The organism is Kribbella sancticallisti (assembly GCF_039530625.1).
Lineage (GTDB): Bacteria > Actinomycetota > Actinomycetes > Propionibacteriales > Kribbellaceae > Kribbella > Kribbella sancticallisti.
Map to the genome: position 1 here is coordinate 124,701 of NZ_BAAAOS010000048.1, position 25,702 is coordinate 150,402.

Genomic DNA, 25,702 nt, shown 5'->3' on the forward strand with positions numbered 1-25,702 from the left:
CTTGGCCTCCAGGGCGGAGATGTGACCGAAGGTTCCACCTGTCAGAACTAGGTGTCAAGAGGCGGAACACTGCGCCGCTCAGATTGCAGCTCCGCAGCCCACGACACGGACAACGTTTGACAGGATGTTCCACTCAGTAGAACCTTGTTCTGTGAATTCGCCGCAGAAAGCTCTCCAGGTCAGGCACGCCACCCACCCCGACCAGGTGCCCGGGTTCGACACCGCCGCGCTGCGCCGGACGTACCTGGTCGACGACCTGTTCAGCCCCGACTCGATCACCGCCGTGCTCACCCACCACGACCGGATCGTGCTGGCCGGCGCCCGGCCGGTCAGCGGCCCGCTGACCCTGGGCACCTGGCCGGAGCTGCGCAGCGAGTTCTTCCTCGAGCGCCGCGAGGCCGGCATCGTGAACGTCGGCGAGCCCGGCACCGTGACGGTTGACGGCACCAAGTTCGAGCTGACCACCGGCGCCTGCCTGTACGCCGGACGCGGCGCGCGCGACGTCGTCTTCGAGGGCGAGGCCGCCGCCTTCTACCTCTTCTCCGCGGCCGCGCACACCGACTTCCCCACCACGCTGGTCCAGCCGGGCGAGGGCAACCGCCTCGAGCTCGGCGACCAGCAGACGGCGAACCGCCGCACCATCGACCAGTACATTCATGCCGACGGCGTCCGGAGCTGCCAGATCGTGCTCGGCGTGACCACGCTGCACGCCGGCAGCACCTGGAACACGATGCCCGCGCACACCCACGACCGGCGTACCGAGTGCTACCTGTACTTCGGCCTGCCGGAGTCGGAGCGGATCGTCCACCTCCTGGGCGAGCCCGAAGAGACCCGGCACCTGCTGGTCGCGGATCGCCAGGCCGTGATCTCGCCAAGCTGGTCGATCCACTCGGGCGTCGGCACCTCGTCGTACAGCTTCGTCTGGGCGATGGCCGGCGAGAACCAGGCGTTCACCGACATGGACGGCGTCAACGTGACGGATCTGCGGTGACCCGCGCACGACCCGGGCAGACCGTCCAGCCGGGCTTCTCTCTCGTGGGCAAGACAGCCCTCGTGACGGGAGCGCGGCGCGGGATCGGGGCGGCGATCGCCGCCGGGTTCGCCGCGGCCGGCGCCGACCTGATCCTGATGGCGCGCGACGCCGCCCTCGAGGACACGCTGGAAGCGATCAAGCTGAACGGCGGCGGCGAGGCACAGGTGATCACCGCGGACTTCGCCGATCCGGCCGCGGTCGAAGCTGCCGGTGCCGCAGTGGTCGCTGCCCAGGCCGCGACGGGCCGCGCGATCGACATCCTGGTGAACAATGCCGGCACCATCCGGCGTGCGCCCGCCGCTGAGACCACGGCGGCCGACTGGCAGTACGTGATCGACGTGAACCTGAACTCCACCTGGGCGTTGACCCGGTCGATCGGCACCGCCATGGTCGAGCGCGGAGCGGGCAAGATCATCACGATCGCTTCCCTGCTGAGCTTCCAGGGCGGCATCACCGTGCCCGCCTACACCGCGAGCAAACACGCCGTCGCCGGTCTGACCAAGGCGCTGGCGAACGAGTGGGGATCGTCCGGAGTACAGGTGAACGCGATCGCGCCCGGTTACATCAGTACGGACAACACCACCGACCTGCGCGCGGACGCCGAGCGCGAGGCGGCGATTCGCGACCGGATCCCGGCTGGGCGCTGGGGCCGGCCGGAGGACCTGGTCGGGGCCGCGGTCTTCCTGGCCTCGGCATCCTCGGACTACGTCAACGGACACGTGCTCGCCGTCGACGGTGGCTGGCTGGCGAGATAAGAGGTGACAGGATGAGCGACATGAGTTCGCCCTCGGCCATCGACAAGACGCTGATGGTGCTCGACGCCGTCCTCGAGCACTCCCGGTTCACCGACGTGGTGACGGCCACCGGCCTGGCCAAATCGACCGTGCACCGGATCATGGCGTCCCTGGTCGAGCATGAGTTCGTCGCCCAGTCCGAGGACGGCTCGTACCACCCGGGCCCGAAGGCGCTGCGCCTCGCCGGGCACGCGCTCACCAACGTGGACCTGGCGACGGTCGCCCGCCCGGTACTGGCCGACCTGGTCGCGCAGACCCGCTGCACGGTGCACGTCGGCCTGCTGAACGGCGACGAGGCGATCTATGTCGCGCGACTCGACGGGCCCAAGCCGTACCGGATGCCTTCGCGCGTCGGCAAGGCCTTCTGGCTGCACTGCACGGGCATCGGCAAGGCGCTGCTCGCCGAGAAGGACGACGAAGCCATCGACGCGCTCGTCACCCGAACCGGCCTGCCCGCCCGTACTCCGCTCACCCACACGACGGCCGCCGCGCTCAAGGCCGACCTCGCCCAGGTGCGCTCTCGGGGCTACGCGCTGGACGACGAGGAGAACGAGCCCGGGATCCGTTGCGTCGCAGCGGTCATCCACGATCACACCGCGACGGCGATCGCCGCGGTCAGCATCTCCACCCTGTCGCTGGAGCAGTCGATCGCCCAGGTCGCCCTGATGGCACCGGCCGCGATCGAGGCCGCCCGCAAGATCTCCGCCGCCCTCGGCTACCTGGAGCCCGCGAGCTAAGCCCTTGAGCTAGTGTCCCGCGCGGCGATGCGCTCGGCCGTCTCCCTCAACTCGTCCATCACGTCGGCTCCCGAGTCGAGCAGGCCGCGCATCCGGGCCGAGTCCTGGGCCTCGAACATCACGCCGATCGTCACCTCGTGATCCGGCCGGCTCAGTACTTCGATCCGATCCCCCGCGCCCACCGTGCCGGTCTTCAGTACCTTCAGATACGCCCCCGGCCGGTTCTCCTGGTGAAACCGCTTCACCCACTGCGGAATCCCCATCCGGTCCTGGAAGGTGATGCAGGGAATCCGCGGCGCCCGGACCATCACCTCGACCTCGTCACCGATCCGCCAGATCTCCCCGATCAAGGCGTTGGTGACATCGAGCCCCTCGGTCCGCAGGTTCTCGCCGAACAACCCTGACGGAATCTCCCGCCCGAGCTCCCCCGCCCACCAGTCCGCGTCCTCCTGCGCATACGCGTAGAGCGCCAGATCGGGCCCGCCGTGGTTCTTGGTGTCGCACACGCGGTCGCCCGCCAGCCCGAGCTCCCCCACCGCGACTCGTGCCGCCTGCGGCCGCTTGTCGATCGCCGTCCAGCCCGTCTCCTTGGGCCCTGGAATCAGTTCTTCGACCACGTTCACCGTCAGCACCCGCATACCCGGCATCCTCCCCCTCCGCCCGACCCGCTGCCACCGAGTTTCTGGTGAAGCCAGAGCCCCGTCAGTCCTGGATCGCCTTCACGATGGCGATGTTGCGGGTCAGCCAGTCCTGCGGGAGGACCTCGTCGGCGCCGGCGTTCCTCACGGCGCCGAGGGCGTTCTGCATCTGGCGGACGATCACCCAGGCGCGGGCGCGGTCCTCGTCGAGGCCCGCTGTGTCGATGACGGCGTAGAAGCGGCTGCGGAGGGCGATGCGGAGGTCGTGGGCGGCGGCGAGTTCGTCCCAGCGGTTCCACAGCAGCGGGGCGACCTCGTAGTGCGGGTCGCCGGACAGCGGCTTGGGGTCGATCACCAGCCAGGGCTCGCGGTCGGCGGCCAGGACGTTGAAATAGTGGAGATCCGTGTGGATCAAGCGACCGTCGGTGTCGGGGTCAGCCGCGAAATCGCTGGCCAGGGAGGCAGCCTGCTCGACGTAGCGGCGGGGTACGGGCGCGGACGCGGGCAGTTGCAGAAGCTCCTCGGACAGCCGCTTCATCTCGGCCGACAGCGGCTTGAACTGTGGACCCGCCGGGACGTGCAGCCGCTCATAGAGCGAGGCGACGAGTTCGCAGGCCTCGATGGCGTCGACGGTGGTGAGGTCCCGCGCCTGAGCCCGCTCCAGCAGCATCGCGAACCGGCGCGGATCCGCCCGGAGCAGGCGGATCGCCCCGTTCCCGTCCCAGATCCGCAACGCGAGGTGCTCGGTCTCGGCCTCCCAGTGCGGGAACTGGACCTTCAGCACCGCGGCGGTTCCGTCCGCGGTACGGACCGGGACGACCAGCGCACAGTTCCCGTACGCCGAATCGCCGTCGACGCGCAGTCCCCAGCCGTCCAGCAACTCCCGCGTCAGCCGCGGCAGTCCGTCCAGCCAGGAAGCCCACTCCGGCCCGCGCGACGCGACCTTCCGGAACTCCGCGGGGATCTCGACCGGCACTACTTCTTGGCCTTCTCCGACGGCTCGTTCGTCTTCAGGGCGGCGATGAAGGCTTCCTGGGGGACCTCGACCCGGCCCACCATCTTCATCCGCTTCTTGCCCTCCTTCTGCTTCTCGAGCAGCTTGCGCTTCCGGGTGATGTCACCGCCGTAGCACTTCGCCAGCACGTCCTTGCGGATCGCCCGGATCGACTCGCGGGCGATGATCCGGGACCCGATCGCGGCCTGGATCGGTACCTCGAACTGCTGCCGCGGGATCAGTTCCTTCAGCTTGCCGGCCAGCGCGACGCCGTAGGAGTACGCGTTGTCGCGGTGCACGATCGCGGAGAACGCGTCGACCGTCTCGCCCTGCAGCAGGATGTCCACCTTGACCAGGGCCGCGGACTGCTCGCCGGTCGGCTCGTAGTCCAGCGACGCGTAGCCCTTGGTCTTGGACTTCAACTGGTCGAAGAAGTCGAAGACGATCTCGGCCAGCGGCAGCGTGTAGCGCAACTCGACCCGGTCCTCGGACAGGTACTCCATCCCCTGCAGGTTGCCCCGCTTGGTCTGGCACAGGTCCATGATGACGCCGATGTAGTCCTTCGGGCTGAGGATCGTCGCCCGCACCACCGGCTCGTAGATGTCGGCGATCTTGCCCTCGGGGAACTCGCTGGGGTTGGTGACGACGTGCTCCTTGCCGTCCTCCATCTCGACCCGGTAGACCACGTTCGGCGCGGTCGAGATCAGGTCCAGGTCGAACTCGCGCTCGAGCCGCTCGCGGACGATCTCCATGTGCAGCAGGCCGAGGAAGCCGCAGCGGAAGCCGAACCCGAGCGCGCCCGAACTTTCCGGCTCGTACTGCAGCGCCGCGTCGTTCAGTTGCAGCCGCTCCAGCGCGTCCCGCAGCGTCGGGTAGTCGTCGCCGTCGATCGGGAACAGCCCGGAGTACACCATCGGCTGGGGGTGCTTGTAGCCGCCGAGCGCCTCGGTCGCGCCGCGGATCGACGAGGTGACGGTGTCACCGACCCGGGACTGGCGGACGTCCTTCACGCCGGTGATCAGGTAGCCGACCTCGCCGACGCCGATGCTCGGCGACTTCATCGGCTCGGGCGAGATGACGCCGACCTCGAGCATCTCGTGCACCGCGCCGGTGGACATCATCTTGATCTTGTCGCGGTGGGTGAGTTCGCCGTCGACGACCCGGACGTAGGTGACCACGCCGCGGTAGGTGTCGTAGACCGAGTCGAAGATCAGTGCCCGCGGCGGCGCGTCCTTCACGCCCTTCGGCGGCTCCACCTGGGCGACGATCTCGCTCAGCAGGTCCTCGACGCCCTCGCCGGTCTTCGCCGAGACCCGCAGTACGTCGGACTCTTTGCAGCCGATGATGTGCGCCAGTTCGGCGGCGTACTTGTCCGGCATCGCGCCCGGCAGGTCGATCTTGTTCAGCACCGGGACGATGTGCAGGTCCGCGCTCAGCGCGAGGTACAGGTTGGCCAGCGTCTGCGCCTCGATCCCCTGCGCCGCGTCGACCAGCAGCACCGCACCCTCGCACGCCTCCAGCGACCGCGACACCTCGTAGGTGAAGTCGACGTGGCCGGGGGTGTCGATCATGTTCAGGATGTACGTCGTGCCGTCGGGCGCGAGCAGACCGCCGGGCGTCTCGGGCTTCGGCGCGAACGGGAGCCGGACCGCCTGCGACTTGATCGTGATGCCGCGCTCGCGCTCGATGTCCATCCGGTCCAGGTACTGCGCCCGCATCGAGCGGTCGTCGACCACCCCGGTGATCTGCAGCATCCGATCGGCCAGCGTCGACTTGCCGTGGTCGATGTGGGCGATGATGCAGAAGTTCCGGATCAGCGACGGGTCGGTGCGACCCGGCTGCGGCACGGTCGTGGGGCCAACGGGCACGGAGGGTTCCAGTTCGTCTCAGGGTCGTACAGGACTTTCAGGCAACTGCCCAATCATCCCACGGTCCGCCACACCTTTCCGCATCCACGGCAATCCCCGCCGTCGCACGGTGCAACAAACCGGGCCGTCGCGAGTCTCTCTACTGTGAGCGACATGACGATGAGCCCGGGCCGGTCGGGTGTTCCGCCCAGCGCGGTCACGGAACGTGAGGACGCGATCACCCGGCTGCACCGGGAGCAATGGGCCGGACTGGTCCGCCTCTCGCTCCTGCTGCTGGGCGATCGCGCGTCCGCCGAGGACGCGGTCCAGGAGTCCTTCGCGGCGATCTACCGCCGCTGGGACAAGATCAAGGACCGGGACCGGCTGGACGCCTACCTGCGCTCAGCCGTACTGAACACCAGCCGCTCCGTACTGCGCCGCCGCCGGCTCGCCGTGCTCCACCGCCAGCCAATCGAGCCACCCGTGTGGTCCGCCGAGAGCGAGGCGATGCTCGGCGAGGACCGGCGCGAGGTCCTCGCCGCACTGGCGACCCTCCCGACGAGGAGGCGGGAGGTGCTGGTGATGCGGTTCTACCTGCACCTGTCCGATGCCGAGATCGCCGAGACGCTGGGGATCAGCGCGGTGTCCGTCCGCTCGACTGTTTCCCGTGGCCTGAAGGATCTCGGCCAGAAACTGGAGGAGGGCCGATGACTCTCGACGAACGGCTGACCGACGCCCTCGAGGCGGCCGCCCGTACTGTGCCGGACAACGCAGTACCGCGGGAGGTTCCCGAGTTCGACGGCGCACGGCGGTGGCGCAAGCCTGCCTTGGTCGCTGCCCTGGCGGCCGCCGCGGTGGCCGCGGCCGTGGTGGTGCCGCTGGCTGTGACCGATCGCGCCGTGCAACCCACCACCGCGCCCTGCCCGGCGCCGCCTGCGGTGGAGGCGATAGAGCTCGGGCAGCAGAGCTATCCCGGTAGCCAGACCGCACTCGACCGGCTGCCGTTCGGGGCACCGCCTAAGGTGCCGTTTCTGCTGACGAAGGACGGCCGGGGCTATCTCGAGGATCGCGGCGTCCGGGTCCCGTTGCCGTCCGGCGACCGGTACAGCGTGCTGGGCCGGACGTCCTGCGGCTGGCTGGTGGTGCGGACCAAGGACGAGAAGAAGTTCGATGCGGGGCTGCTCGGCAGCGCGGGTGACTTCCGTCCGATCGGGCCGATCGTGGATCGCGAAATCACCCTGTCGCCGGACGGGACCCGGTTGGCGTACCACGACCGGTCCGGGCCGATCGTCGTCCTGGAGGTTGCCAGCGGCAAGGAACTGGCGAGCTATCCGGCCGGCGTCGCAGCCCGGCTCGACGGCTGGAACACGGATGGCATCTGGTTCGCACCGAACCAGCGGAAACTCGGGGTCCAGCTGTGGCGGCCGGGTTCGGCGCCGGTCGTCGTCGTGCCGGACAGCTGGCGCGTGGACGTGACCCGGACCAACGGCCTGGTGATGGTCGACGCGAGCGAAGGCATCATCCCCTGTTTCCAGATCGCCGTCCTCGAGGACACGATGCGGCTGCGGAACCTGCAGAAGAAGGTCTGCGGCACCCCCTTCAGTTCGCTCTCGCCGGACGGCGAGTTGGCCGTGACCACCGCGGGAACGACCGGCGGCTTCTTCGTGCGGTCCCGAGAGGACACCCCACTGGAGTTTCCTGGGATGGTGGGTTCGCTTCCGCCCGGAATCGTGTGGGAGGACGCGAGGCACATCGTCGGAACCACCTCGCCGAGCCTGCAGCGCCAGGCCACCGTCCGCTGTGACGTCCTCACCGGCGCGTGCGAACGGATCCAGGACGGCCCCCCGAAGTCCGGCCTGACCCTCGGCAAGCCGTAATTCGTTCCTTGGAAAGGGCCATCGCGCTCTACCCTCTTCAGTCATGGCACACGCTGTGGGCGTTCGATTGCCGTACGAGAAGGTCCCGGCCCGGGTGCGGGCCTGGGTGGACCGCTCGTTGGGATCGTCGGTGGTCAGCGCCTCGACCCAGCAGGGCGGCTTCTCCCCCGGCGTCGCCGCCCGACTGGTCGCCGCTTCGGGGCGCCGCGCCTTCGTCAAGGCTGTCGGTACGGAGCTGAATCCGGACACGCCGACCTTGTTCCGCAACGAGATCGCGGCGATGCAGGGGTTGGCAGCACACTCGTTGCCCCATACCCCGTTCCTGTACGACGTCTACGACGACGGCGACTGGGTGGCACTCCTGCTGGAGGACGTCGACGGCTATCTGCCGCCTCATCCGTGGCATCCCGCGGACGCGGCGCGGGTGCTCGACGCGCTCGCGGAACTGACGGACTCCCTGCAGCCGTCGCCTTGGGCGGATGCGCCTCTGGCGGCAGTGCGGAGTGAGGCCTTCCTGAGCAGGTGGGACCTGGTGATCGCGGACGGGCTCGCAGTACCGGCGTGGGTTGCTGGGCGTGAGCAGGAGTTGGCCGAACTCGCCCGGACCGGGCTGGACGCACTTGCCAAGGGCACCAGTCTTGCTCACTGGGACCTGCGGGCCGACAACATCATCCTGACCGAGGAGCGGGTCGTCTTCATCGATTGGGCGCACGCGGCCCGCGCTGCCTCCTGGGCTGATTCGGTGATCCTGCATGCCGAGATGCGGGCGTCGGTAGAGCTTCCGGAGTTGCCCGATGACGAGGGCATCACCGGGTTTCTGGCTGGGATCGCCGGAGGTCAGTGGTGGGGGTCCAGCCGGCCGGCGCCGCCGGGGCTTCCGACGTTGCGGGAGTGGCAGCGGAAGGCGGCGCTGGTGCATCTCGACTGGTTACGTGAACGCCTGACATGACACAGCGGCAGCCTTCCGGCTGCCGCTGTGCCTATCTGTCCTAGCTTGCTGGCTATCTCAGCTGTCTACGCGGATCAGGGTGAAGCCAGAGCCGTCAGCGCCGTCTGTGTAGGCGAGGCGGCCCAGGTAGCGAGTACCGGCGGTCAGGCCGGACCAGGTTGCGGTGACGGTGACCTGTCCCGCGGCCTGAACGGCTTGCGAGGCAGGCGTCGCCGTCAGGTTGCCTGCCGGCTCGTTGACCTGCCAGTGGTTCAGCTTGACGGCCTGCTCGGCTGCTCCGCCGAACAGGTCGACGTAGACGTCGTACGAACCACCAGCGGGTGCAGCGAGGTTGACCTCTTCCTCGGAGGTGCCGCCCGCGCTGCTGCCGAGCACCGCCGTAGTACCGGCCTTGTAGACGAAGACGTCGAGGTCGGTACCGGCCGGGTAGTCCGCGTCGAACGTGGAGAACCTGGCGTGCTTGGTGCCGGCCGGGACGTTCACCGTGAACTTGGCGACGTGGTCATTGACCTGCGGGTTGGTGGTCGGGAAGGACACGCCACCCGGGTTCTTCAGCGTGGCGTTGGCAACCGTCGCCGGGGTCAGCCCGCCGACACTCGTCTGCAGGGTGCCGGTGTAGCCGGAGGTCACCGGGACCTGGATGGAGCCGCTGGTGCCGGTGCCGTTGACCTGTACGGGCGCCTTGACCGTCAGCGGGCGGATAGCCAGCGTGCTGCTGACCACGTGCTTGCTCGAGCGCCAGATCAGCTTGCCGAACGAGTACTGCTCCAGCGGCGCACCGTTGTGCTCGAAGGTCACGGTGTACGTCGCCGTGTGGCCCGGCAGCACCACGAGGAGCTTGGGCGAGACGGTGACCTTGATACCGGTCAGCGCCTCCACCTTCGGGAGGTAGACCTCGGCGTACTTGCTGACGTTCCGCACGGTCCGGGTGACCGTCTGCTTGCCGGCCAGGTCGCCGACCGCGATGGTCGGGTAGTTCAGGTTGCTCGGGTCGATCTTGCCGTTGGCGCACAGCACGTGCGTCTCGGCCACCTGCCCGGAGCCGCAGACGAACTTGGCCCAGTCGTCGTACGACGAGTCGTAGACCAGGCCCGGGTCCATCGCCGACTTCGGCTGGACCAGACCCGCGCCGTACCCGAACGGGTTGCCCGGCGAGCCCGAGTCGTTCTGGATCGGCTTGCCGTCGGTGCTCTTGTCGGTGCCGGTCGTCAGCAGTGCCGACTTGATCGCCATCGGGGACCAGGTCGGGTACTTGCCCTTGAGGACCGCGGCCGCTCCGGCGATGTGCGGCGCCGCCATCGAAGTACCGCTCATGAAGGTGTACTGACCGCCGGCGGCCGCGAACGGGCTGGTGGCGGCGAGCACGTTGGTGCCCGGGGCCATCACGTCCGGCTTGAGCAGGTCACCGTTGCCGGCCGGCGACGGGCCGCGGCTGGAGGAACTGGCGACCTTCGGGGCGTTCACCCGGACGGTCTGGGCGACGCCGATCGTGGCCGTCGGGTTGGCGGTGCCGGAGACGTAGGCCTTGATCTCCGGGGCCGCCACGTGGTCCAGGTGGACCGTCGGCACCGAGTGCAGGTCGGCGTCGAGCGTGCCCGGCGTGATGTTCACCAGGATCGTGCCGATGCCGCCCGCGTTCTTCACCTGCAGGCTCTTGTCCACCCGGGCGTTGCCGCCGCGGTCGCAGACGACGATCTTGCCGGTCACCTTGGCCGGGTCGAGCGTGCCCGCCATGCAGAGCACCAGGTTGGTCTGGTTGGCGCCCGCGAGGCCGGCGTCCTTGGCGAGGATCACCGGGGCGCTCGGCGTACCGGAGCCGATGCCGGCGCCGGTGTAGGACCTGCCGTCGCCCAGCGTCACCGTCGTCTGGACGTCGCGGTCGTGGGTGCCGTTGGCAACAGTGGTGACCCAGGGGTAGTTCTTGCCGACCGTCGAGACGCCGGGGCCGGTGTTCCCGGCGCTGGTCGAGACGAACACGCCGGCGCGGGCCGCCCGCAGGAAGGCCAGGCCGGTCGAGTTCACGAACGTCGAGCCGGAGCCGGAGATCGAGTAGTTGATCACGTCCACGCCGTCCGCGACCGCGGCGTCGATGCCCGCCACGATGTCCGCGTCGGTGCCGCTGCCGCCGCCGGTGGCGTCGACGGCCCAGAGCACCTTGTAGATGGCGAGCCGAGCGGCCGGGGCGATACCCGAGCCCTTGCCGTAGTCGCGACCGGAGACGGACATGTCGACGCCGTAGTTGCCGGCCGCGGTACTGGCCGTGTGGGTGCCGTGGCCGCCGTAGTCCCGCGGGGACTTGAACTCCTCGGCGATCGGGCGGTTGCCGATGCCGGCGTCGAAGTACCGGGCGCCGATCACCTTGTTGTTGCAGGTGACCGGGGCCTCCTCGCCGACCTGGCAGGTGCCCTTCCACTTCTTCGCGATCAGCGCGTCCGACGCCTTGGTCGTCTTCATCGGCGCGAAGCTGGCGCGCTCCGGGACGTAGCCGGAGTCGATCACGCCGACGATCACGCCGTCACCGGCCTTGTCGATGCCACCCGCCTGCTGCCAGGCGCCACCCCGGCCGGACAGGCCGAGGTACCTCGGGGTGTCGACGGTGTCCTGGTGCTGCATCTCGCTCGGCTCGACGCTCTTCACGCCGGAGGACTTGGCCAGCTTGGTGGCGTCGTCGTGCGACATGCGCGCGGAGAAGCCGGCGTACGTGTAGTTGTAGTCGTACAGCTTCTGCACGGCCGGCGCCTGGCCGAGGACCTCGGCACGCTCCCGGGCGAGGTGCTTCACGTAGTCGACGACCGGGGCCGCTCCCGCGAGGAGCTTGCCGCCGGGGAGGGCGCGGGTGGCGGGCAGGCCGGCGATGTCACCGGCGTACTCCGCGACCGGGGCGTCGTCGAGCTGGACGATGTACGCGCCGGTCGACGACTCCTTCACCTCCGGAGCGGCCTGGCTCGGGGCCTCGTCGGCCGCAGTACTGGTTGTGGTGGCTGTGGCTTGGGAGCCGAGGGCAAGCACCAGGGTAGTGGCCGTGGCGGCGGCCACAGTGAGCACCCTGAAGCGACGGCGGGCGGAAGCTGGCACGGAGTTCCTCCAGGCAAGGACGAAGCTGAGTGATGCTGTGACGACCGCACACACCACCCCCGCGGTGATCAGCGTCACGAGAGGGCCGAGTATGCCCTCACCCCTGCCTGATGTCACGCTCGGTTGGGGCCATGACACGGACGTGTCACCCGGGATTCACCGTCGGCACAGGAGGAATCGACCATGCCGGACTGCACCGCGCCGATCCCGGTCGACGCGCGGGCCGGGGATCGCCGGCTGGGCCTACTCCTTCACGGCTACGGACAGTGGTTGCGTGGTGGACCAGCACGGCATCCGGACTACCCTCGCCAGGCTCCAGACAGCCTCGGAAGCCACCCGCTGACCGCTGGAGCCGCCCGGATCGGCTACCGTCCGGTTTGGTGCTGACCGAGGCTTGTTGCTAATCTGTCTCTTCGCGCGTGTGCGTTGGTACTCACCCGTGCACGCACCACCTTTCCTGTACTGATCCCAAAAACTGATCGAGGCTCTGCATCCGTGGCGAACATCAAGTCCCAGATCAAGCGCAACCGCCAGAACGAGGCTGCGCGGCTTCGCAACAAGTCGGTGAAGTCGACCCTCAAGACGGCTGTTCGCCGCTTCCGCGAGGCTGCTGACACCGGCGACTCCGCGAAGGCACAGGAGCAGGCCCGCGTTGCCGCCCGCCTGCTCGACAAGGCAGCCAGCAAGGGCGTCATCCACGCCAACCAGGCCGCCAACCGGAAGTCGTCCATCTTCAAGAAGGCCGCTTCCCTCTGACAACGCCGAACGATCGGCCGGTCCGCCCGCGGACCCCGGCCGATCGTTTTTGCGTACCCAGATCCAGCCGTCAGACCCGTAAAACCACAGGCTGACTAGTGGGCACCGGCCGAGAAGTCACAGGCCGTGCCGCAGAGGCTCAGATGTCAGCGGCCGGGCCGTAGGTACCGGCTGAGAAGGCACGGGCGAGGGGCTTAGCGGCGGCCGTGGGCTCGGCTTACGGTGATGACCATGCGTTCCAGGGCGTAGCCGGCGTCGCCGGAGGCGCCCTTGACGTCGGCGTCGGCTTGGGCGACCGCCTTGATCGCCGTTGCCAGGCCGCCGGCGGTCCACCCGCGCGCCTGCTGCTTGAGCGTCTTCAGCTTCCACGGCGGTACGCCGACCTCGCGCGCCAGGTCCGCCTCTCGCAGCCCCGTCGGGGCACTCGAGTATTTCGCCAATCCGCGCAGCCCGCCCGCCATCGCACTCGTGACGAGCACCGCGGCAACCCCGCAGTCCAGCGCCCAGCGCAACTGCTCCAGCGCCGGCTCGGTCCGCCCGGCGATCGCCGCGTCCGCCACCGCGAAACTCGTCACCTCGGCGCGACCCCCGAAGTACTGGCCGATGAGATCCGGGTTGATCGGCTGCCCGCCCGAGTCCGCCACCAACTGCGAGCAGGCGCCGGCGAGTGCCCGCAGATCATGCCCGACCGCATCCACCAGCGCAGCCGCACCCCGCTCGTCGATGCTCCCGCCGAGCAGCCGGATCTCCCCGATCACGAACTGCGGCAGTTCCCACGTCTTCGGCGCCGTCGCGACCACCTCGTTGACCGACGCCTTCCGCAACTTGTCGAGTACGGCCTTGCCCTTCTGCCCACCCGAGTGGACAAGCACGACCAGTACGTCGTCCGATGTCGAACCCGCATACTCCAGCAGATGCGGAACCATGTCGGCCGGCAGGTTCTCCAGCGTGCGCAGCACCATCACGCGCTCCGCCGCGAACAACGAGGGCCCGGTCAGTTCGGCGAACACCCCGACGTCCAGATCGGCCCCACCGAGTTCGGTGACCTCGACTTCGGCGCCGCCCTTCGAGACGGCCGCGATCGCGGAACGGACAGCACGGTCGGCGAGAAACGCCTCCGACCCGGTGACGAGCAGGACGTCGCCGAGCTTGGGCGCGGAGTTCTTTCGAGCAGCCATAACGCCCGCCAGCATGCCATGCCCCACCGACATTCCCGCACCAGGCCAACGGACACGCCAGCCAGGTTGTGCTGCGGCGGTTGCCTACGGCCTGGACGGACCTTTCGAGATCAGGGAGAGACGGTCATCGGTCTTCAGGATCGCGATGGACCCAGAGGTATCGGTGCGCGCGATCCGCATGCCCTGCCGACTGAGAAGGTCGAGGGTCCTCGGAGCCGGGTGACCGTAATCGTTCTCGGCACCCAACGAGATGACAGCCAGCCGCGCCCGCGTCGCCGCGATGAAGCCAGGATCCTGCTGACTGGACCCGTGGTGCGGCACCTTGAGCACGTCTGCCCGAAGATCGACCCCGGTCGCGACGACGGCCCGCTGAGACTCAGGCTCGAGATCACCCGTCATCAGCATCTTCAGACCGGACACCTCCACCATCATCGCGATACTCGCGTTGTTCTCGGGAGACCCCTCCTCCGAAGAAGCCGCCGAAGGCTTACCCGACGGGGATAACGCAGGAACGCGTGCCGGCCAGAGTGCGGTCCAGGTGATCGGCCCGACAGCCCGCTTCTCTCTGAATCCGACCACCCGGATCGGTATCCGGTGCACGGCGGCCAGGTCTGCCACCCGTTTGTACTCGGCTGCGGGCGCGAAGTACGGCGTCACCTCGATCTCGTCGACCTTCCGCCCCTGCAGGACACCGGCGAGACCACCCGCATGGTCCGCGTGGAAGTGGGACAGCACCAGCACTGGCACCCGCTTCACGCCCAATTCCCGCAGGCAGCGGTTCATGGCTGCCGGATCAGGTCCCGTGTCGACCACCACCGCGGTTCCACTACCCGCTCCGAGGACCAACCCGTCGCCCTGCCCCACATCACAAGCAACCATGAGCCAGTCCCCCGGCGGCCAGCCGAGCGAGCGGACTGGTCGTAGTACGACGACTGCCAGCAGGACGACGGCGAGCAGCATCGCGATCGGACGCGCCAGGATCCGGTGCAAGCCGATCACCAGCGCCAGGCACAGGATCGTCAGTACTGCGACGCCGACGACCGTCGCGGGCCACGCGCTCGAGGCGCCGGGCAGGTCCGCGCCCTGCTCGGCGACGAGGATGATCCACCGGGCCGGCCAGCCCGCGAGCCACCCGAGCAGACGGGCCAGATCCGCGCTGAGCAAGGCGATTCCGGCCGCGCCGAAGCCCAGGATCGTCGCCGGGCCGACCGCGGGACCAGCCAGCAGGTTGGCCGCGACGGCGACCAGCGAGACCTGTCCCGACAGCCACGCCACCACCGGCGTACAGGCGAGTTGCGCCGCGAGCGGGCACGAGATCGCCTCGGCCAGCCGCATCGGCATCCACCGCGCGAGCGCATCTCGCCACGGCGGCCCGAGCAGCACGATCCCGGCCGTCGCCAAGACGGACAAGGCGAATCCGGCAGACCGCGCCAACGAGGTGTCGAGCAACAACAACCCGACCACCGCCACCGACAGACTCCGTACTGCGCGGCGCCCGCTCGCGCCCGTCATCGCCGCCAGCGCGACCAGTCCCATCGCGGCCGCGCGCAACACACTCGGCTGTGGCCGGGCAAGCACCACGAACACGACCACCATCACCAGCCCGACCGCGGTCAACCCCCGAGCCCGTACGCCAAGCAGCCTCGCCAACGGCAGGACGAACGCCAGCAGCAACGTGAGGTTGGTCCCGGAGACAGCCGACAAATGCGTCAGCCCTGTCGTCTTGAAGTCCTCGGCCACCTCGGGCGGCAGACCCGACTCATCACCCATCACGAGAGCAGGCACCAACCCTCGCACTGCCTCGGGCTCCTCGGCGACCGATTCCCGCAGCCCGGCCCGAACCCGCTCGGCCGCACGCAACCACCAGCCCGGTTCATCGAGCACCCGTGGAGGCATCCGCGACGACAGCATCGCCGCCACATCCGAACCACGGTCAACCTGTTGGAGCCGCCCGCTCGCCTCGACATGCTGCCCGAAGCGCACGTCCTTCCAGCGGATCGAGCCGACCACGAGCACCGGCGTACGGACCCTCGTCGTCTCCCCTCTCCCCGACACCTCCTCCACGGTCGCCCGCACCACGACGTACGGCGGTCGTCTGGTGCTCGACCCGCTCCGGACCGATGGATCCCCGTCGACCTTCAACCGCACTTTCACCGCGGCCTCCGCCTTGGCCAACTCCATCACCGGCCCGGCCCTCAGTCCCTCCACCTGCAACCCCGACGCAACCGCCATCCCCGCCACCACGACCGCCACACCAGCCAAAGTCGCCCACCCCCGAAGGCCGGAGCGCCGGTGCACAACGACGACGGCGAGCACCAGCGCGACGGCAACTCCTGCGGTCCACAAGGCGGTCGACAACTCCTGCGCGACCAGTACCACTGCGGTCAGCCATCCAGCCGCCGCTGGAATCAGCAATCGCAGATCGGTTTGCTCGGAGTGCTTCTCCGCCAAAGACTCCGAAGCATCAGACGCGGACATGAGGCTTCAGCGATTCGAACTTCTTGGGACCGACCCCGGGGACCTCCTGAAGTTCGTCAGTCGTCGTGAACCGCCCGTGTTCGGTGCGCCAGGCAAGGATTCGCTGAGCCAGCACAGGGCCCACCCCAGGAAGAGTTTCCAGCTGAGCGAGAGTGGCGGAGTTGAGGTCGAGCGGGCTCGTGGTGCCGGGCCCCGCGGGCTGCGGTGCACCAGTCGGAACTGCGGTGGTGGGAACGCCAACGACGATCTGCTCGCCATCGGTCACCGGGCGCGCGAGGTTGAGAGAACTCAGATCCACGCCAGGCAGAGCACCGCCGGCCGCGGCCAATACGTCTGCCACCCGGGAGCCCGACTTCACCCGGATCAGGCCAGGCCGGCGGACCTTGCCGGCCACGTGAACCACGACGGTTGCTGTCGACGGACTGCTCGGACCGGCGACAGGCGAGCCAGAGACTATTGCGCTCGACGGACGCGACTCAGGGACCGTCTCGGGACGAGCGCGAAAGACAGAACAGCCGCCCCAAACCAGCCCGACCAGCAAGATGACAGCGATGACCACCAAGTGACGCGGAGCCAGCGTCCACCTGCTGCCGCGCAGACGCTCGGGCACTGAATCCGGAATCCATCCACCTCGCACCTCGTCATCCCCCTCCGAGTCGGTCGCACCCGCTGTCTCGGCGACCGGCGCAGCGGTCTCCCGCGGACCGCTCGGTGTGGCGGCGTGGAGGCGAGAGAGCGCATGCAGACGGTCGGCCGGGTCAGGCGGTGGGGTGCGGCGTGAAAGCTTCACGCCAGGGAAAGTACGAGCCTTTCGCCGGTCGACCGAGACGAGTTGCCGACCTGGGGACAACCGCCCCTCGAAACGACCCTCAGTACGGCGCGATGACGACGGCGAGGAGCCCGGGCCCCACATGCGCGCCGATGACCGCGCCTACTTCCCGAAGGACGATCTCGTCGGCCTGTGGAAGCCGCTCAGCCAGACCGTCGGCCAGGGTATGAGCCTTGTCCAGGCTCGCGAGATGGTGGACGGCCACCTGCACGCGGCCATCGCCGGCCCGCTGCACGGCGATGTCGGCGAGCCTGGCGATCGCGCGGCTCGAAGTACGGACTTTCTCCAACGGGACGATTCGGCCGCCGCTGATGGTGAGCAGGGGCTTGACGGAGAGCGCGGTACCGAGGAGGGCTTGGGCTGCGCCGATGCGGCCGCCGCGGCGCAGGTACTCCAGGCTGTCCACGTAGAAGTAGGAGGAGATCGTGGCCATCCGGGCTCGGACGGCCGCTTCCACCTCGACCTGGTCGGCTCCGTCAGCCGCAGCAGCCGCAGCGGCGAGCACGGGGAAGCCCAGACCCATCCCGAGCGACCGCGAGTCCACCACCCGCACCGGGATCGGCGACTCCTTCGCCCCGATCATGGCCGCCTCGAACGTGCCCGACATGTCCCCGGACAGATGGATCGACACGATCGCCTCGGCCCCGGCAGCGGCACACTCGGCGTACGTGTCGGCGAACGTCTGCGGCGCGGGCCGGCTGGTCGAGACCGGGGTGAACGTCTTCAGCGCCTCCGCGACGGCGTCGGAACTGGTCGCACCGTCGTCATAGGCGGTCCCGCCGATCACCACCTGCAGCGGCACGACGGTCAGCGGGTGCCGGAACACCTCGTGCGCCGACAGACCCGCGGTGGAGTCCGTGACGACGTGCACGCGCGCTGACATGCAGCGAGGTTACCGGAGAGTTTTCGTCGGCGCCTGGTGTCAGACTCGGAAGAATGAAGGAGACCAGCGAAGAGGTCGAGGAACTGCAGCGGCTGCTCGACGCGGCCTACGAGCGCTCCACGGAGCATCTGCGAAACATCATCACCGACGAGCGGCACCTCACCGCCGCTGAGCTGACGCAGGCGCTCCAGGGCATGTGCACGCTCAATCTGGCCACGGTGACGGCCGCCGGCGAGCCGAGGATCAGCGCGGTCGACGGGCATTTTCTGCACGGGAGGTGGGTGTTCACGACGTCCGGTACGGCCGCGAAGGCGCGGCATCTGCGGGCTCGGCCGGCGGCGAGCATCTCGTACGTCGACGGTGAGCGGATCGGCGTGTTCAGCCACGGGCAGGTGGAGTTTCTGGAGCCGGAGCATCCGGACTTCGGTGCGATCGAGGAGCACCTGGTGAAGCACTACGGGAGTTCGCCGTCGAGCTGGGGTGAGGAGATCGTCTATTGCCGGCTGCAGCCGACGTGGATGGTCGGGTACGCGTTCGACAAGGCGGCGGTGCTCGGCGAGAGCAAGAAGTAGCAGCACACACCTGTACTCCGTTGGCGCGTGGTTGAGGCTGTGCGCACGAAACCGCGCTGCCTCGCTGAGCACGCGAGCAAGCTCGCAGGTGTGGTCGAGGCTGCTGACTTCAAGATGTCGGCCGGTGCGCTGGCGTCCGCCGTGGAAACTAGCGAGCGAGGTGGGGGCCAACCCCTCCGGTGGCCCCACCTCGCCTGTAGCTGACTCCCCCTCGGTGTCAGCTCACTGCGCTTGGTACCGGCAAGTGCGGAGAGCTGTTCCCTGTGCAGCTCGCCGCGGTTCCCCCCGGGAGGCCCCAGCGGTTGACCCCACCGGCGGGTGACCAAACCCGTCGGCTTCCCGTGTCAACCGGACCCGCACTCGTCCCCTGTGTCGTGTGCCTGGTCACTGCTGGGGCCCCTCCCCGGGTCGCGTGCCCTGACGGTGCACGGCCCCCGGTGTGAGGTGGAGCAGGTCGCCACGGTGCAGCACTCCGGATCTCCTGACAGCTGTGCGGCGCCCCCACCGGTCCGCTGTCGCAGATGATCCGCGTCGTCCGTCGCGGGTTCGAAGAGTTCCCCGGCAGTCCGGTGGCCCATGTCTGCCTCGTCATGGTCACCGCCCCATTCCCTGCCCGTGTGGCTCGAACCCGGTCTCGGATCTCTGTCTCGTGGTGCCCTGCCCTACGGCTGTAATTCTTGTTCCGGCGGGCATGTCCGGACGAGGCAGAAGACCGGCAGCTATCCGGCAGCTTCCGCCGGTCCGCGTCACGAAACGACCTGGCGCTCGTCAGGCCCCGCTCAAAGCCGGGTCGATAAGACGAGAAAGGGTCAGGAAAGAGCCGCGAGTACGTCGTCAGCCAACCGGCCGACCGCCGCCGCGGGATCGGGCAGGGGCCACTCGTCAGCCGGCTGGGCGCTGTCGCACGACTCCTGCAGCACGGCCCACGCCGTCGGGAGCATGGGCGGGTCCATCGTCCGCTGCCACGCCAGTAGCTCCCCACACAGCCGGTCGGCCTGCTCGTGCTTCCCCAGCGCGTGCAAAACTGCCACAGCCTCCGGCAGCACGTCCAGCAAGTACACGACGCGTCCCTCGAGTTGCAGCCGGCTCACCGCATCCCGGATCGACAGACGCGCCTGCTCGAGATCGCCACTGCGCCGGGCCAGCCGGCTCCGGTAGAGCATCACCAGGTAGTCGAAGTACCCGCGATGACCCCGGATGTCCGCGTCAGCCTCATCGAGCAGCGCGGTCGCCAGGTCGTAGTTCCCGGCGTGCAACTCCACCATCGCCAGGCAGCCCGCCACCTTCGTCCGCTCCGGGTCGTCCGAAGCCTGCACATCCCGCGCCAGCTCAGCCCAGCGCCGTGCCTCCGACAGGTTCCCCAGCTCCAGGTCCACCCGGCTGAGCGCCATGTAGCCGGTCTCGTCCGGGTACACGCCCGGGTTCACCAGAGCGGCCTCCCAGGCGAGCAGCAACTCCTTGGCCTCCGGCAACCGTCCCCAGCGAGCCAGAGCGAGTCCACAGATCGCCTGGACCGTCGCAGACCGCTGCACGTTCCCGTGCTCACGCGCGTCCGCTACGAGCGCCGGGATCTCCGCCAGGCTCAGCGTGTCCAGCAGCAGCGAGCCGGAGGACACCCAGCCGCCGCGGGCCATCAGGCCCATCTCCGACTCAGGCGCGATCAGCGTCCGGGCCTCGCCGTAGTACCGGCGGGCGGCGCGGACGTCGCCGGTGAGGTTCGAGAGCCTTCCGGCGATCGCCAGCAGCATGCCGCTGACTTCCTTGTCGTCGACGTTCTCCGCGCAGTGGCTGGCCCAGTGGATGCCGCTCTCGGCAACGCTCGCCTGGTACTGCCAGGCGATCCGGAAGCCGAGCACGATCTGAGCGGCCGCGTCCCACTGCCCCAGCTCCGCCGCCCGCTCCAGCGCCACCTCGAAGGTCGCCGAGTTCGCGTTGGCCGCCCGGTAGCGCCGCTCCCGGTCCGGACTCGACCAGGCGCCTTCCAGACCCTCCACGTACGTCGAACACCAGGCGACGGCACGATCCCGGAACTCGGTCAGGTCAGAACCCTGCGACGACAACCCGGCGTAGGCGTGCTCGCGGATCGTCTCCAGCATCTTGTAGCGGGCTCCGTAGAGCTGCTCGAACTCCAGCACCGGCTGCAGCAGCGACTTGTCCACCAGCTCGGCCAGCAGCATCGGCACGTCCGCTGCCTCTATCGGCGTACCAGTGCAGACTCCGACCACCGCGTCCAGGGTGAATGGCGATCCGAGCATCGAGGCCCGGTACAGCAGTTGCCGTGCCGCGTCGGACAGCGCGTCCACGCTCCAGGCGATCGTGTCGGCGAGTGTGCGCTGATGCGGAGCTCCGAAGCGGCGCGGCCCGGACAGCAGCCGGAACCGGTCGTCCAGAGCCGTCAGGATGGTCTCCACCGACAGCGAACCGGCCCGGGCGGCCGCCAGCTCCAGGGCCAGCGGCAAGCCGTCCAGCCGCTGGCAGAGCCGTGCCACCGTCGCCGCGTTCTCAGGAGTCAGGGTGAAGTCCGGCCGGACTCGCGCCGCCCGGCGGCAGAACATCTCGACGGCCGGGCTGCCGGCGATCTGGTCGAAGTCCCGGTCGTTCGCCGGTACGCCGAGAACCTGGACGCGGCGTACGACCTCGTCCGGCAGGCCCAGGGGGATCCGGGAGGTGACCAGTACGCCGATGCCCGGGAAGCTGCGAACCATCCGGTTCGCCACCGCGGCCACGCCGTCCAGGACATGCTCCGCGTTGTCCTCCACGATCACCAGGTCGCCCGGCTTCCGCCCGGACAACACGTCGTCGAGGTCCGACGTACCGGGAGCTGTCCCGAAGGCGTCCAGGATCGCGGACGGTACCGCGGCGTCGCGCTGAACCGTGGTGAGATCCACGACCACCACGCTGGTGTCCACGCTCGACACCCGGTCCGCGGCCGCCAGAGCGAGCTCGGTCTTGCCCACCCCGCCCGGCCCGACCAGAGTCACGAGCCGGTTCTGCCGGAGCAGGCCCTCCAGCTCGAGCAGTTCCTTGTCACGGCCGACCAACCCGTCCGGGATCGGCCTCGTCCCGCGCCACCGCAAGCCGGTGGAAACCGGGTCGGCCACCGCGATCACCGGCCGGGCGGACGCATGCCCGGCGGCGGCCAGGAACCGGCCGGCGTCGCCCTCGCGCAGCCCGAGGCCCTCGGCGAGCAGCCGGACCGAGTCCTTGCGGGGACGAGCGACCCGACCTGCCTCGAGCTCGCGGATGGTACGCACGCTGAGGCTGGCGCGGTCGGCCAACTCCTCCTGGGAGAGCCCTGCCTGGACCCTCAGGTCAAGCAGGAGATCGGCAAACCCGCGCCGTCCCTCAGCCCGGCCGTCAGCATCCGTCAAAGCCCGTCACCCCTTCAGAGCCTCACAGGTCCCCCGCACAACATAGCGTGACAGCTCCGGGGTTCGCCGACGCACCCGGTGACCGGACTGCGGACGGACGCGCCTCACCAGCGGAACGAACAGTTGAATTCTGTCCTACCGGCGGTGAATTCGGCGGCCCATTGCTGACGCCGCAAAGAATACGGGAACAAGCGGGCCGGAATAGCCGGTTTTCAGGCGCTGACACGCACCGGCCGGGCCTCGATCTCGGCGTCGTAAAGGGAGTCGTAAAGGGAGAGGACCTCGACCCAGTCCTCGATCCGGGCCCGGGTGTCGGCCCGCCCGGCCTCGGCGTTCAGCAGGCTGCCGGCGCAGATGCTCCGCGTCGCGCGGACCAGGAGTTCGGTGCCGACGCCGAGCCAGTGCTCGCGCAGATTCTCGAGGGCTGCCATGCGAAGTATTCAAGCGGAGACGTGTTTCGCGTACGTAACGCATTCGCCAACATCCCGATAAGTCACCAAGATGCGGAATTCGCCCATTACCCGGTAGTCCACCAACCGGTTGCCGGCTCAACCGAAGTCGCCAGAATCACACCGGGTCAGCTGGGTCAGCTGGGCAGCCAGGACAGCCGGACCTGGCGTTGCGGGTTGTCCACGTTGGTGTCGACCAGGCAGATCGACTGCCAGGTGCCCAGCATCATCCGCCCGCCGATCACCGGGATGCTCGCGTACGGCGGGATCAGCGCGGGCAGCACGTGGTCGCGCCCGTGGCCCGGCGTACCGTGCCGGTGCTGCCAGCGGAAGTCGCGCGGCAGCAGTTCCTCGAGCACGGCGAGGAGATCCGTGTCGCTGCCGGCGCCGGTCTCCAGGATCGCGATGCCGGCCGTCGCGTGCGGCACGAACACGTGCAGCAGCCCGTCGCCCTGGGCCTGGTGGGCCTCAGCGGCGACGAACTGCTCGCACCTGCTCGTCAGATCGAAGACGACCTCGTGGCCACCGGTCTTGACGTCGATCAGCTCAGAACGCATCCGTGCAGCCTGTCAGGCCGGGACGATGTTGACCAGCTTCGGCGCGCGGACGATGACCTTGCGAACGCCCCGGCCGTCCAGAGCCTTCTGGACGTCGCCGGAGGCCAGTGCCAGTTGCTCCAGCTCGGCATCGGAGATGTCGGGTGACACCTCCAGCCTGGCCTTCACCTTGCCTGCGATCTGGACCACGCAGGTGACGGAGTCCTGGACCAGCAGCGCCGGGTCCACCGCCGGCCAGCCGGCCTTGGCGACCGTGGGCTCGTGCCCCAGGTTCTCCCACATGTCCTCAGCCGTGTACGGCGCGACCAGGCTCAGCAGGATCGCCACCGTCTCGACCGCCTCGCGGACCGCCGGGTCGGCAGCACCCGGGCCGGAGTCGATCGCCTTGCGGGTGGCGTTCACCAGCTCCATCACCCGCGCGACCATCACGTTGAACCGGTACGACTCCAGCAGTTCGGTCGCGTCGGCCACCGTGCGGTGGGTGATCTTGCGCAGCGCCACGTCGCCGGTCGAGAAGTCCACGCCGGCGGGAGCCTCGACGGCCCCGCTCAGCCGCCACGCCCGCTGCAGGAACTTCAGCGAGCCACCGGGCGACAGGTCGGCCCAGTCGATGTCGTCGTCGGGCGGACCGGCGAACACCATCGTCAGCCGGACCGCGTCGACCCCGAAGGCGTCCAACTGGTCGCCCAGGTTCACGCCGTTGCCCAGCGACTTGCTCATCGCCTTGCCCTCGTTGATCACCTGGCCCTGGTTCAGCAGCCGGGTGAAGGGCTCGACGGCGTCCAGCAGGCCCATGTCGTGCAGCGCCTTGGTGAAGAACCGGGCGTACAGCAGGTGCAGGACCGCGTGCTCCTTGCCGCCGACGTACTGGAACGCCGGCATCCAGCGCCGCGCCGCCTCGGGGTCGAACGGCCCCTCGGTGTACTCCGGCGAGACATAGCGCAGGAAGTACCAGGACGAATCCACGAACGTGTCCATCGTGTCCGTGTCCCGCTCGGCGGGTCCGCCACACTTCGGGCAGGCGACCTCGACCCAGTCGCGGGCCGACGCCAGCGGCGAGACACCCCGGGGAGCGAGAGCGGCGCCCCGCAGGTCGGGCAGCTCCACCGGCAACTGGTCGTCCGGTACCGGCACCTCGCCGTCGACCGGACAGTGGATGATCGGGATCGGCGCACCCCAGTAGCGCTGCCGGCTCAGCAGCCAGTCGCGCAGCCGGTAGTTGATCGTCCGCTCGCCCAGGCCCTTGTCCTGCAGCCAGTCGATGATCTTCGCCTTGGCCTCGGGAATCGGCAGCCCGTTCAGGTCGACCTCTGCGTTGGCGCTGTTGATCGCCGGTCCCTCACCGGTGAAGGCCTTGCCGTCGAAGCCCTCCTCCGGCTGCACGGTCCGCACGATCGGCAGGCCGAACTTCTCCGCGAACTCCCAGTCCCGCGAGTCCTGGCCCGGCACGGCCATGATGGCGCCGGTGCCGTAGTCGGACAGCACGTAGTCCGCGGCCCAGATCGGGATCCGCTCGCCGGTCACCGGGTTGGTCGCGTAGGCGCCCAGGAAGACACCGGTCTTCTCCCGGTCGGTGCTCAGCCGCTCGATCTCGGTCGAGGACTTCACGGCCTTCAGGTACTCGTCGAAGGCCTCGCGCTGCTCCGGCGTGACCAGTTCCTCGGCCAGCTTGGCGTCCGGCGCGACCACCATGAAGGTGGCGCCGAACAGCGTGTCCGGCCGGGTGGTGAAGACCTTGATCGGTTCGTCGCGTCCCTCGACCTCGAAGGAGGTGAAGGCGCCCTCGGACCGGCCGATCCAGTTCCGCTGCTGCAGCAGGATCTCCTCGGGCCACTCCAGCAGGTCCATGTCGTCCAGCAGGCGCTGCGCGTACTCGGTGGTCTTGAAGTACCACTGGGTCAACTCGCGCTTGGTCACCTCGAAGCCGCAGCGCTCGCAGCGGCCCTGGACGACCTGCTCGTTGGCCAGCACGGTCTGGTCGTTCGGGCACCAGTTCACGTACGACGCCTTGCGGTAGGCCAGGCCGCGCTCGTAGAACCGCAGGAACAGCCACTGCGTCCACCGGTAGTACTCCGGGTCGGACGTGTGCAGGCGGCGTGACCAGTCGAAGCTCAGGGCGTACCGCCGGATCGACTCCGCCTGGGTCTCGATGTTGGCGTACGTGTACGTCGCCGGGTGCTCGTTGCGCTTGATCGCCGCGTTCTCGGCCGGCAGCCCGAAGGAGTCCCAGCCGATCGGGTTCATCACGTCGTAGCCCTGCTGGAACCAGAACCGGGCCAGTACGTCGTGCAGCGCGAACACCTCGCCGTGGCCCATGTGCAGGTCCCCGGACGGGTAGGAGAACATCGTCAGCGCGTACCGCCGCTCCGCGGAGCCGTCGTCGCGCGCCTTGAACGGGTCGAGCTTCTCCCACACCGGCCGCCACTTGGCCTGCATGGCGTTGAAGTCGTAGCCACCCCGGTCGATCGGGGCGTCCGCCTCGTGCTCCACCTGCTCGCTCACCGTCGTACTCCTGCGTTGTAGAGATGTCATCGGAACCCTGCCAGAAAGGTGCTGGAAATAGAAAAGCCCCTCACTCAGGAGGGGTCGCCGCACTGACCGGCGCAGAGGCGCTGGATGCCAGTACGGCTAGATAAGGAGCAGGGTCACTCGCATACCACCAGATTAGCGCATCCGGCCACCTGC

The 25,702-nt window shown here is 68.9% G+C and carries 20 protein-coding genes; 8 read left to right on the forward strand and 12 right to left on the reverse strand.

Annotated elements, in window-relative coordinates; translation table 11 throughout:
* Positions 1–151 precede the first annotated feature (151 nt).
* The 3 genes from kduI to ABD255_RS29965 are packed head-to-tail and all read left to right on the forward strand — an operon-like array spanning position 152 to position 2,564.
* Positions 152–991: a 5-dehydro-4-deoxy-D-glucuronate isomerase gene (kduI, locus tag ABD255_RS29955; RefSeq protein ID WP_344219902.1), complete on the forward strand. Its 840-nt coding sequence runs from the start codon at positions 152–154 to the stop codon at positions 989–991.
* Positions 988–1,788 (forward strand): SDR family oxidoreductase, encoded by an 801-nt coding sequence (locus ABD255_RS29960; RefSeq protein ID WP_344219904.1) that lies wholly within the window; start codon positions 988–990, stop codon positions 1,786–1,788. The genes kduI and ABD255_RS29960 overlap by 4 nt, the downstream gene beginning before the upstream one ends.
* Positions 1,789–1,799: 11 nt before the next feature.
* Positions 1,800–2,564 carry an IclR family transcriptional regulator gene (locus ABD255_RS29965; protein ID WP_344219906.1) on the forward strand — a complete coding sequence of 255 codons (765 nt, stop codon included), beginning with the start codon at positions 1,800–1,802 and terminating at the stop codon, positions 2,562–2,564.
* Here ABD255_RS29965 and ABD255_RS29970 read toward each other — a convergent pair.
* The 3 genes from ABD255_RS29970 to lepA all read right to left on the reverse strand — a co-directional run bounded on the left by ABD255_RS29970 (position 2,561) and on the right by lepA (position 6,064).
* Positions 2,561–3,202, reverse strand: coding sequence for an MOSC domain-containing protein (locus ABD255_RS29970; RefSeq protein ID WP_344219909.1), 642 nt, complete (start codon positions 3,200–3,202; stop codon positions 2,561–2,563). The two genes, ABD255_RS29965 and ABD255_RS29970, sit on opposite strands and share 4 nt — an antisense overlap.
* Before the next feature lie 64 nt (positions 3,203–3,266).
* The gene (locus tag ABD255_RS29975) at positions 3,267–4,178 is read right to left on the reverse strand and encodes an aminoglycoside phosphotransferase family protein (RefSeq protein WP_344219912.1); all 912 of its coding nucleotides are present in this window, start codon (positions 4,176–4,178) and stop codon (positions 3,267–3,269) included.
* Positions 4,178–6,064 carry a translation elongation factor 4 gene (gene lepA / locus ABD255_RS29980; RefSeq protein ID WP_344219914.1) on the reverse strand — a complete coding sequence of 629 codons (1,887 nt, stop codon included), beginning with the start codon at positions 6,062–6,064 and terminating at the stop codon, positions 4,178–4,180. The genes ABD255_RS29975 and lepA overlap by 1 nt, the downstream gene beginning before the upstream one ends.
* Positions 6,065–6,217: 153 nt before the next feature.
* Between lepA and ABD255_RS29985 the strand changes: the two genes are divergently transcribed.
* From ABD255_RS29985 to ABD255_RS29995, 3 genes are read left to right on the forward strand one after another with little or no spacing between them, the layout of a single operon-like run.
* On the forward strand, positions 6,218–6,754 hold the full coding sequence (locus ABD255_RS29985) for a SigE family RNA polymerase sigma factor (protein ID WP_344219916.1): 537 nt from the start codon (positions 6,218–6,220) through the stop codon (positions 6,752–6,754).
* A complete protein-coding gene (locus tag ABD255_RS29990) occupies positions 6,751–7,920 on the forward strand; it encodes a hypothetical protein (protein WP_344219918.1) in 1,170 nt (389 codons plus the stop codon). The genes ABD255_RS29985 and ABD255_RS29990 overlap by 4 nt, the downstream gene beginning before the upstream one ends.
* A 43-nt stretch (positions 7,921–7,963) precedes the next feature.
* Entirely contained in the window at positions 7,964–8,869 is a 906-nt protein-coding gene (locus tag ABD255_RS29995) for an aminoglycoside phosphotransferase family protein (RefSeq protein ID WP_344219920.1), read from the forward strand.
* Positions 8,870–8,926: 57 nt separating this feature from the next.
* On the opposite strand, the gene ABD255_RS30000 is transcribed toward ABD255_RS29995, so the two are convergent.
* Positions 8,927–11,905, reverse strand: a complete 2,979-nt coding sequence (locus ABD255_RS30000; RefSeq protein ID WP_344219922.1) for a S8 family serine peptidase — start codon at positions 11,903–11,905, stop codon at positions 8,927–8,929.
* Positions 11,906–12,439: 534 nt separating this feature from the next.
* Between ABD255_RS30000 and rpsT the strand changes: the two genes are divergently transcribed.
* The gene (gene rpsT / locus ABD255_RS30005; protein WP_344219924.1) at positions 12,440–12,700 is read left to right on the forward strand and encodes a 30S ribosomal protein S20; all 261 of its coding nucleotides are present in this window, start codon (positions 12,440–12,442) and stop codon (positions 12,698–12,700) included.
* A gap of 194 nt (positions 12,701–12,894) precedes the next feature.
* On the opposite strand, the gene holA is transcribed toward rpsT, so the two are convergent.
* The 4 genes from holA to ABD255_RS30025 form a co-directional block, all read right to left on the reverse strand.
* Positions 12,895–13,878, reverse strand: a complete 984-nt coding sequence (gene holA / locus ABD255_RS30010) for a DNA polymerase III subunit delta (RefSeq protein ID WP_344219926.1) — start codon at positions 13,876–13,878, stop codon at positions 12,895–12,897.
* Between the two features lie 84 nt (positions 13,879–13,962).
* Positions 13,963–16,356, reverse strand: coding sequence for a ComEC/Rec2 family competence protein (locus ABD255_RS30015; RefSeq protein WP_344219928.1), 2,394 nt, complete (start codon positions 16,354–16,356; stop codon positions 13,963–13,965).
* On the reverse strand, positions 16,343–17,269 hold the full coding sequence (locus tag ABD255_RS30020) for a ComEA family DNA-binding protein (RefSeq protein WP_344219930.1): 927 nt from the start codon (positions 17,267–17,269) through the stop codon (positions 16,343–16,345). Before ABD255_RS30020 ends, ABD255_RS30015 begins: the two co-directional genes overlap by 14 nt.
* A complete protein-coding gene (locus ABD255_RS30025) occupies positions 17,226–18,068 on the reverse strand; it encodes a DegV family protein (RefSeq protein WP_344219931.1) in 843 nt (280 codons plus the stop codon). Before ABD255_RS30025 ends, ABD255_RS30020 begins: the two co-directional genes overlap by 44 nt.
* A gap of 53 nt (positions 18,069–18,121) precedes the next feature.
* On the opposite strand from ABD255_RS30025, the gene ABD255_RS30030 reads away from it, so the two are divergent.
* Positions 18,122–18,640, forward strand: a complete 519-nt coding sequence (locus tag ABD255_RS30030) for a pyridoxamine 5'-phosphate oxidase family protein (RefSeq protein WP_344219933.1) — start codon at positions 18,122–18,124, stop codon at positions 18,638–18,640.
* An 809-nt stretch (positions 18,641–19,449) separates the two neighbouring features.
* Here the strand turns inward: ABD255_RS30030 and ABD255_RS30035 are convergent.
* The 4 genes from ABD255_RS30035 to leuS form a co-directional block, all read right to left on the reverse strand.
* On the reverse strand, positions 19,450–22,011 hold the full coding sequence (locus ABD255_RS30035; protein WP_344219935.1) for an ATP-binding protein: 2,562 nt from the start codon (positions 22,009–22,011) through the stop codon (positions 19,450–19,452).
* A gap of 212 nt (positions 22,012–22,223) precedes the next feature.
* The gene (locus tag ABD255_RS30040; RefSeq protein ID WP_344219937.1) at positions 22,224–22,442 is read right to left on the reverse strand and encodes a hypothetical protein; all 219 of its coding nucleotides are present in this window, start codon (positions 22,440–22,442) and stop codon (positions 22,224–22,226) included.
* Positions 22,443–22,597: 155 nt separating this feature from the next.
* Entirely contained in the window at positions 22,598–23,017 is a 420-nt protein-coding gene (locus ABD255_RS30045; RefSeq protein ID WP_344219939.1) for a YjbQ family protein, read from the reverse strand.
* Positions 23,018–23,029: 12 nt separating this feature from the next.
* A complete protein-coding gene (gene leuS, locus ABD255_RS30050) occupies positions 23,030–25,453 on the reverse strand; it encodes a leucine--tRNA ligase (protein ID WP_425554575.1) in 2,424 nt (807 codons plus the stop codon).
* Between the last annotated feature and the right edge of the window lie 249 nt (positions 25,454–25,702).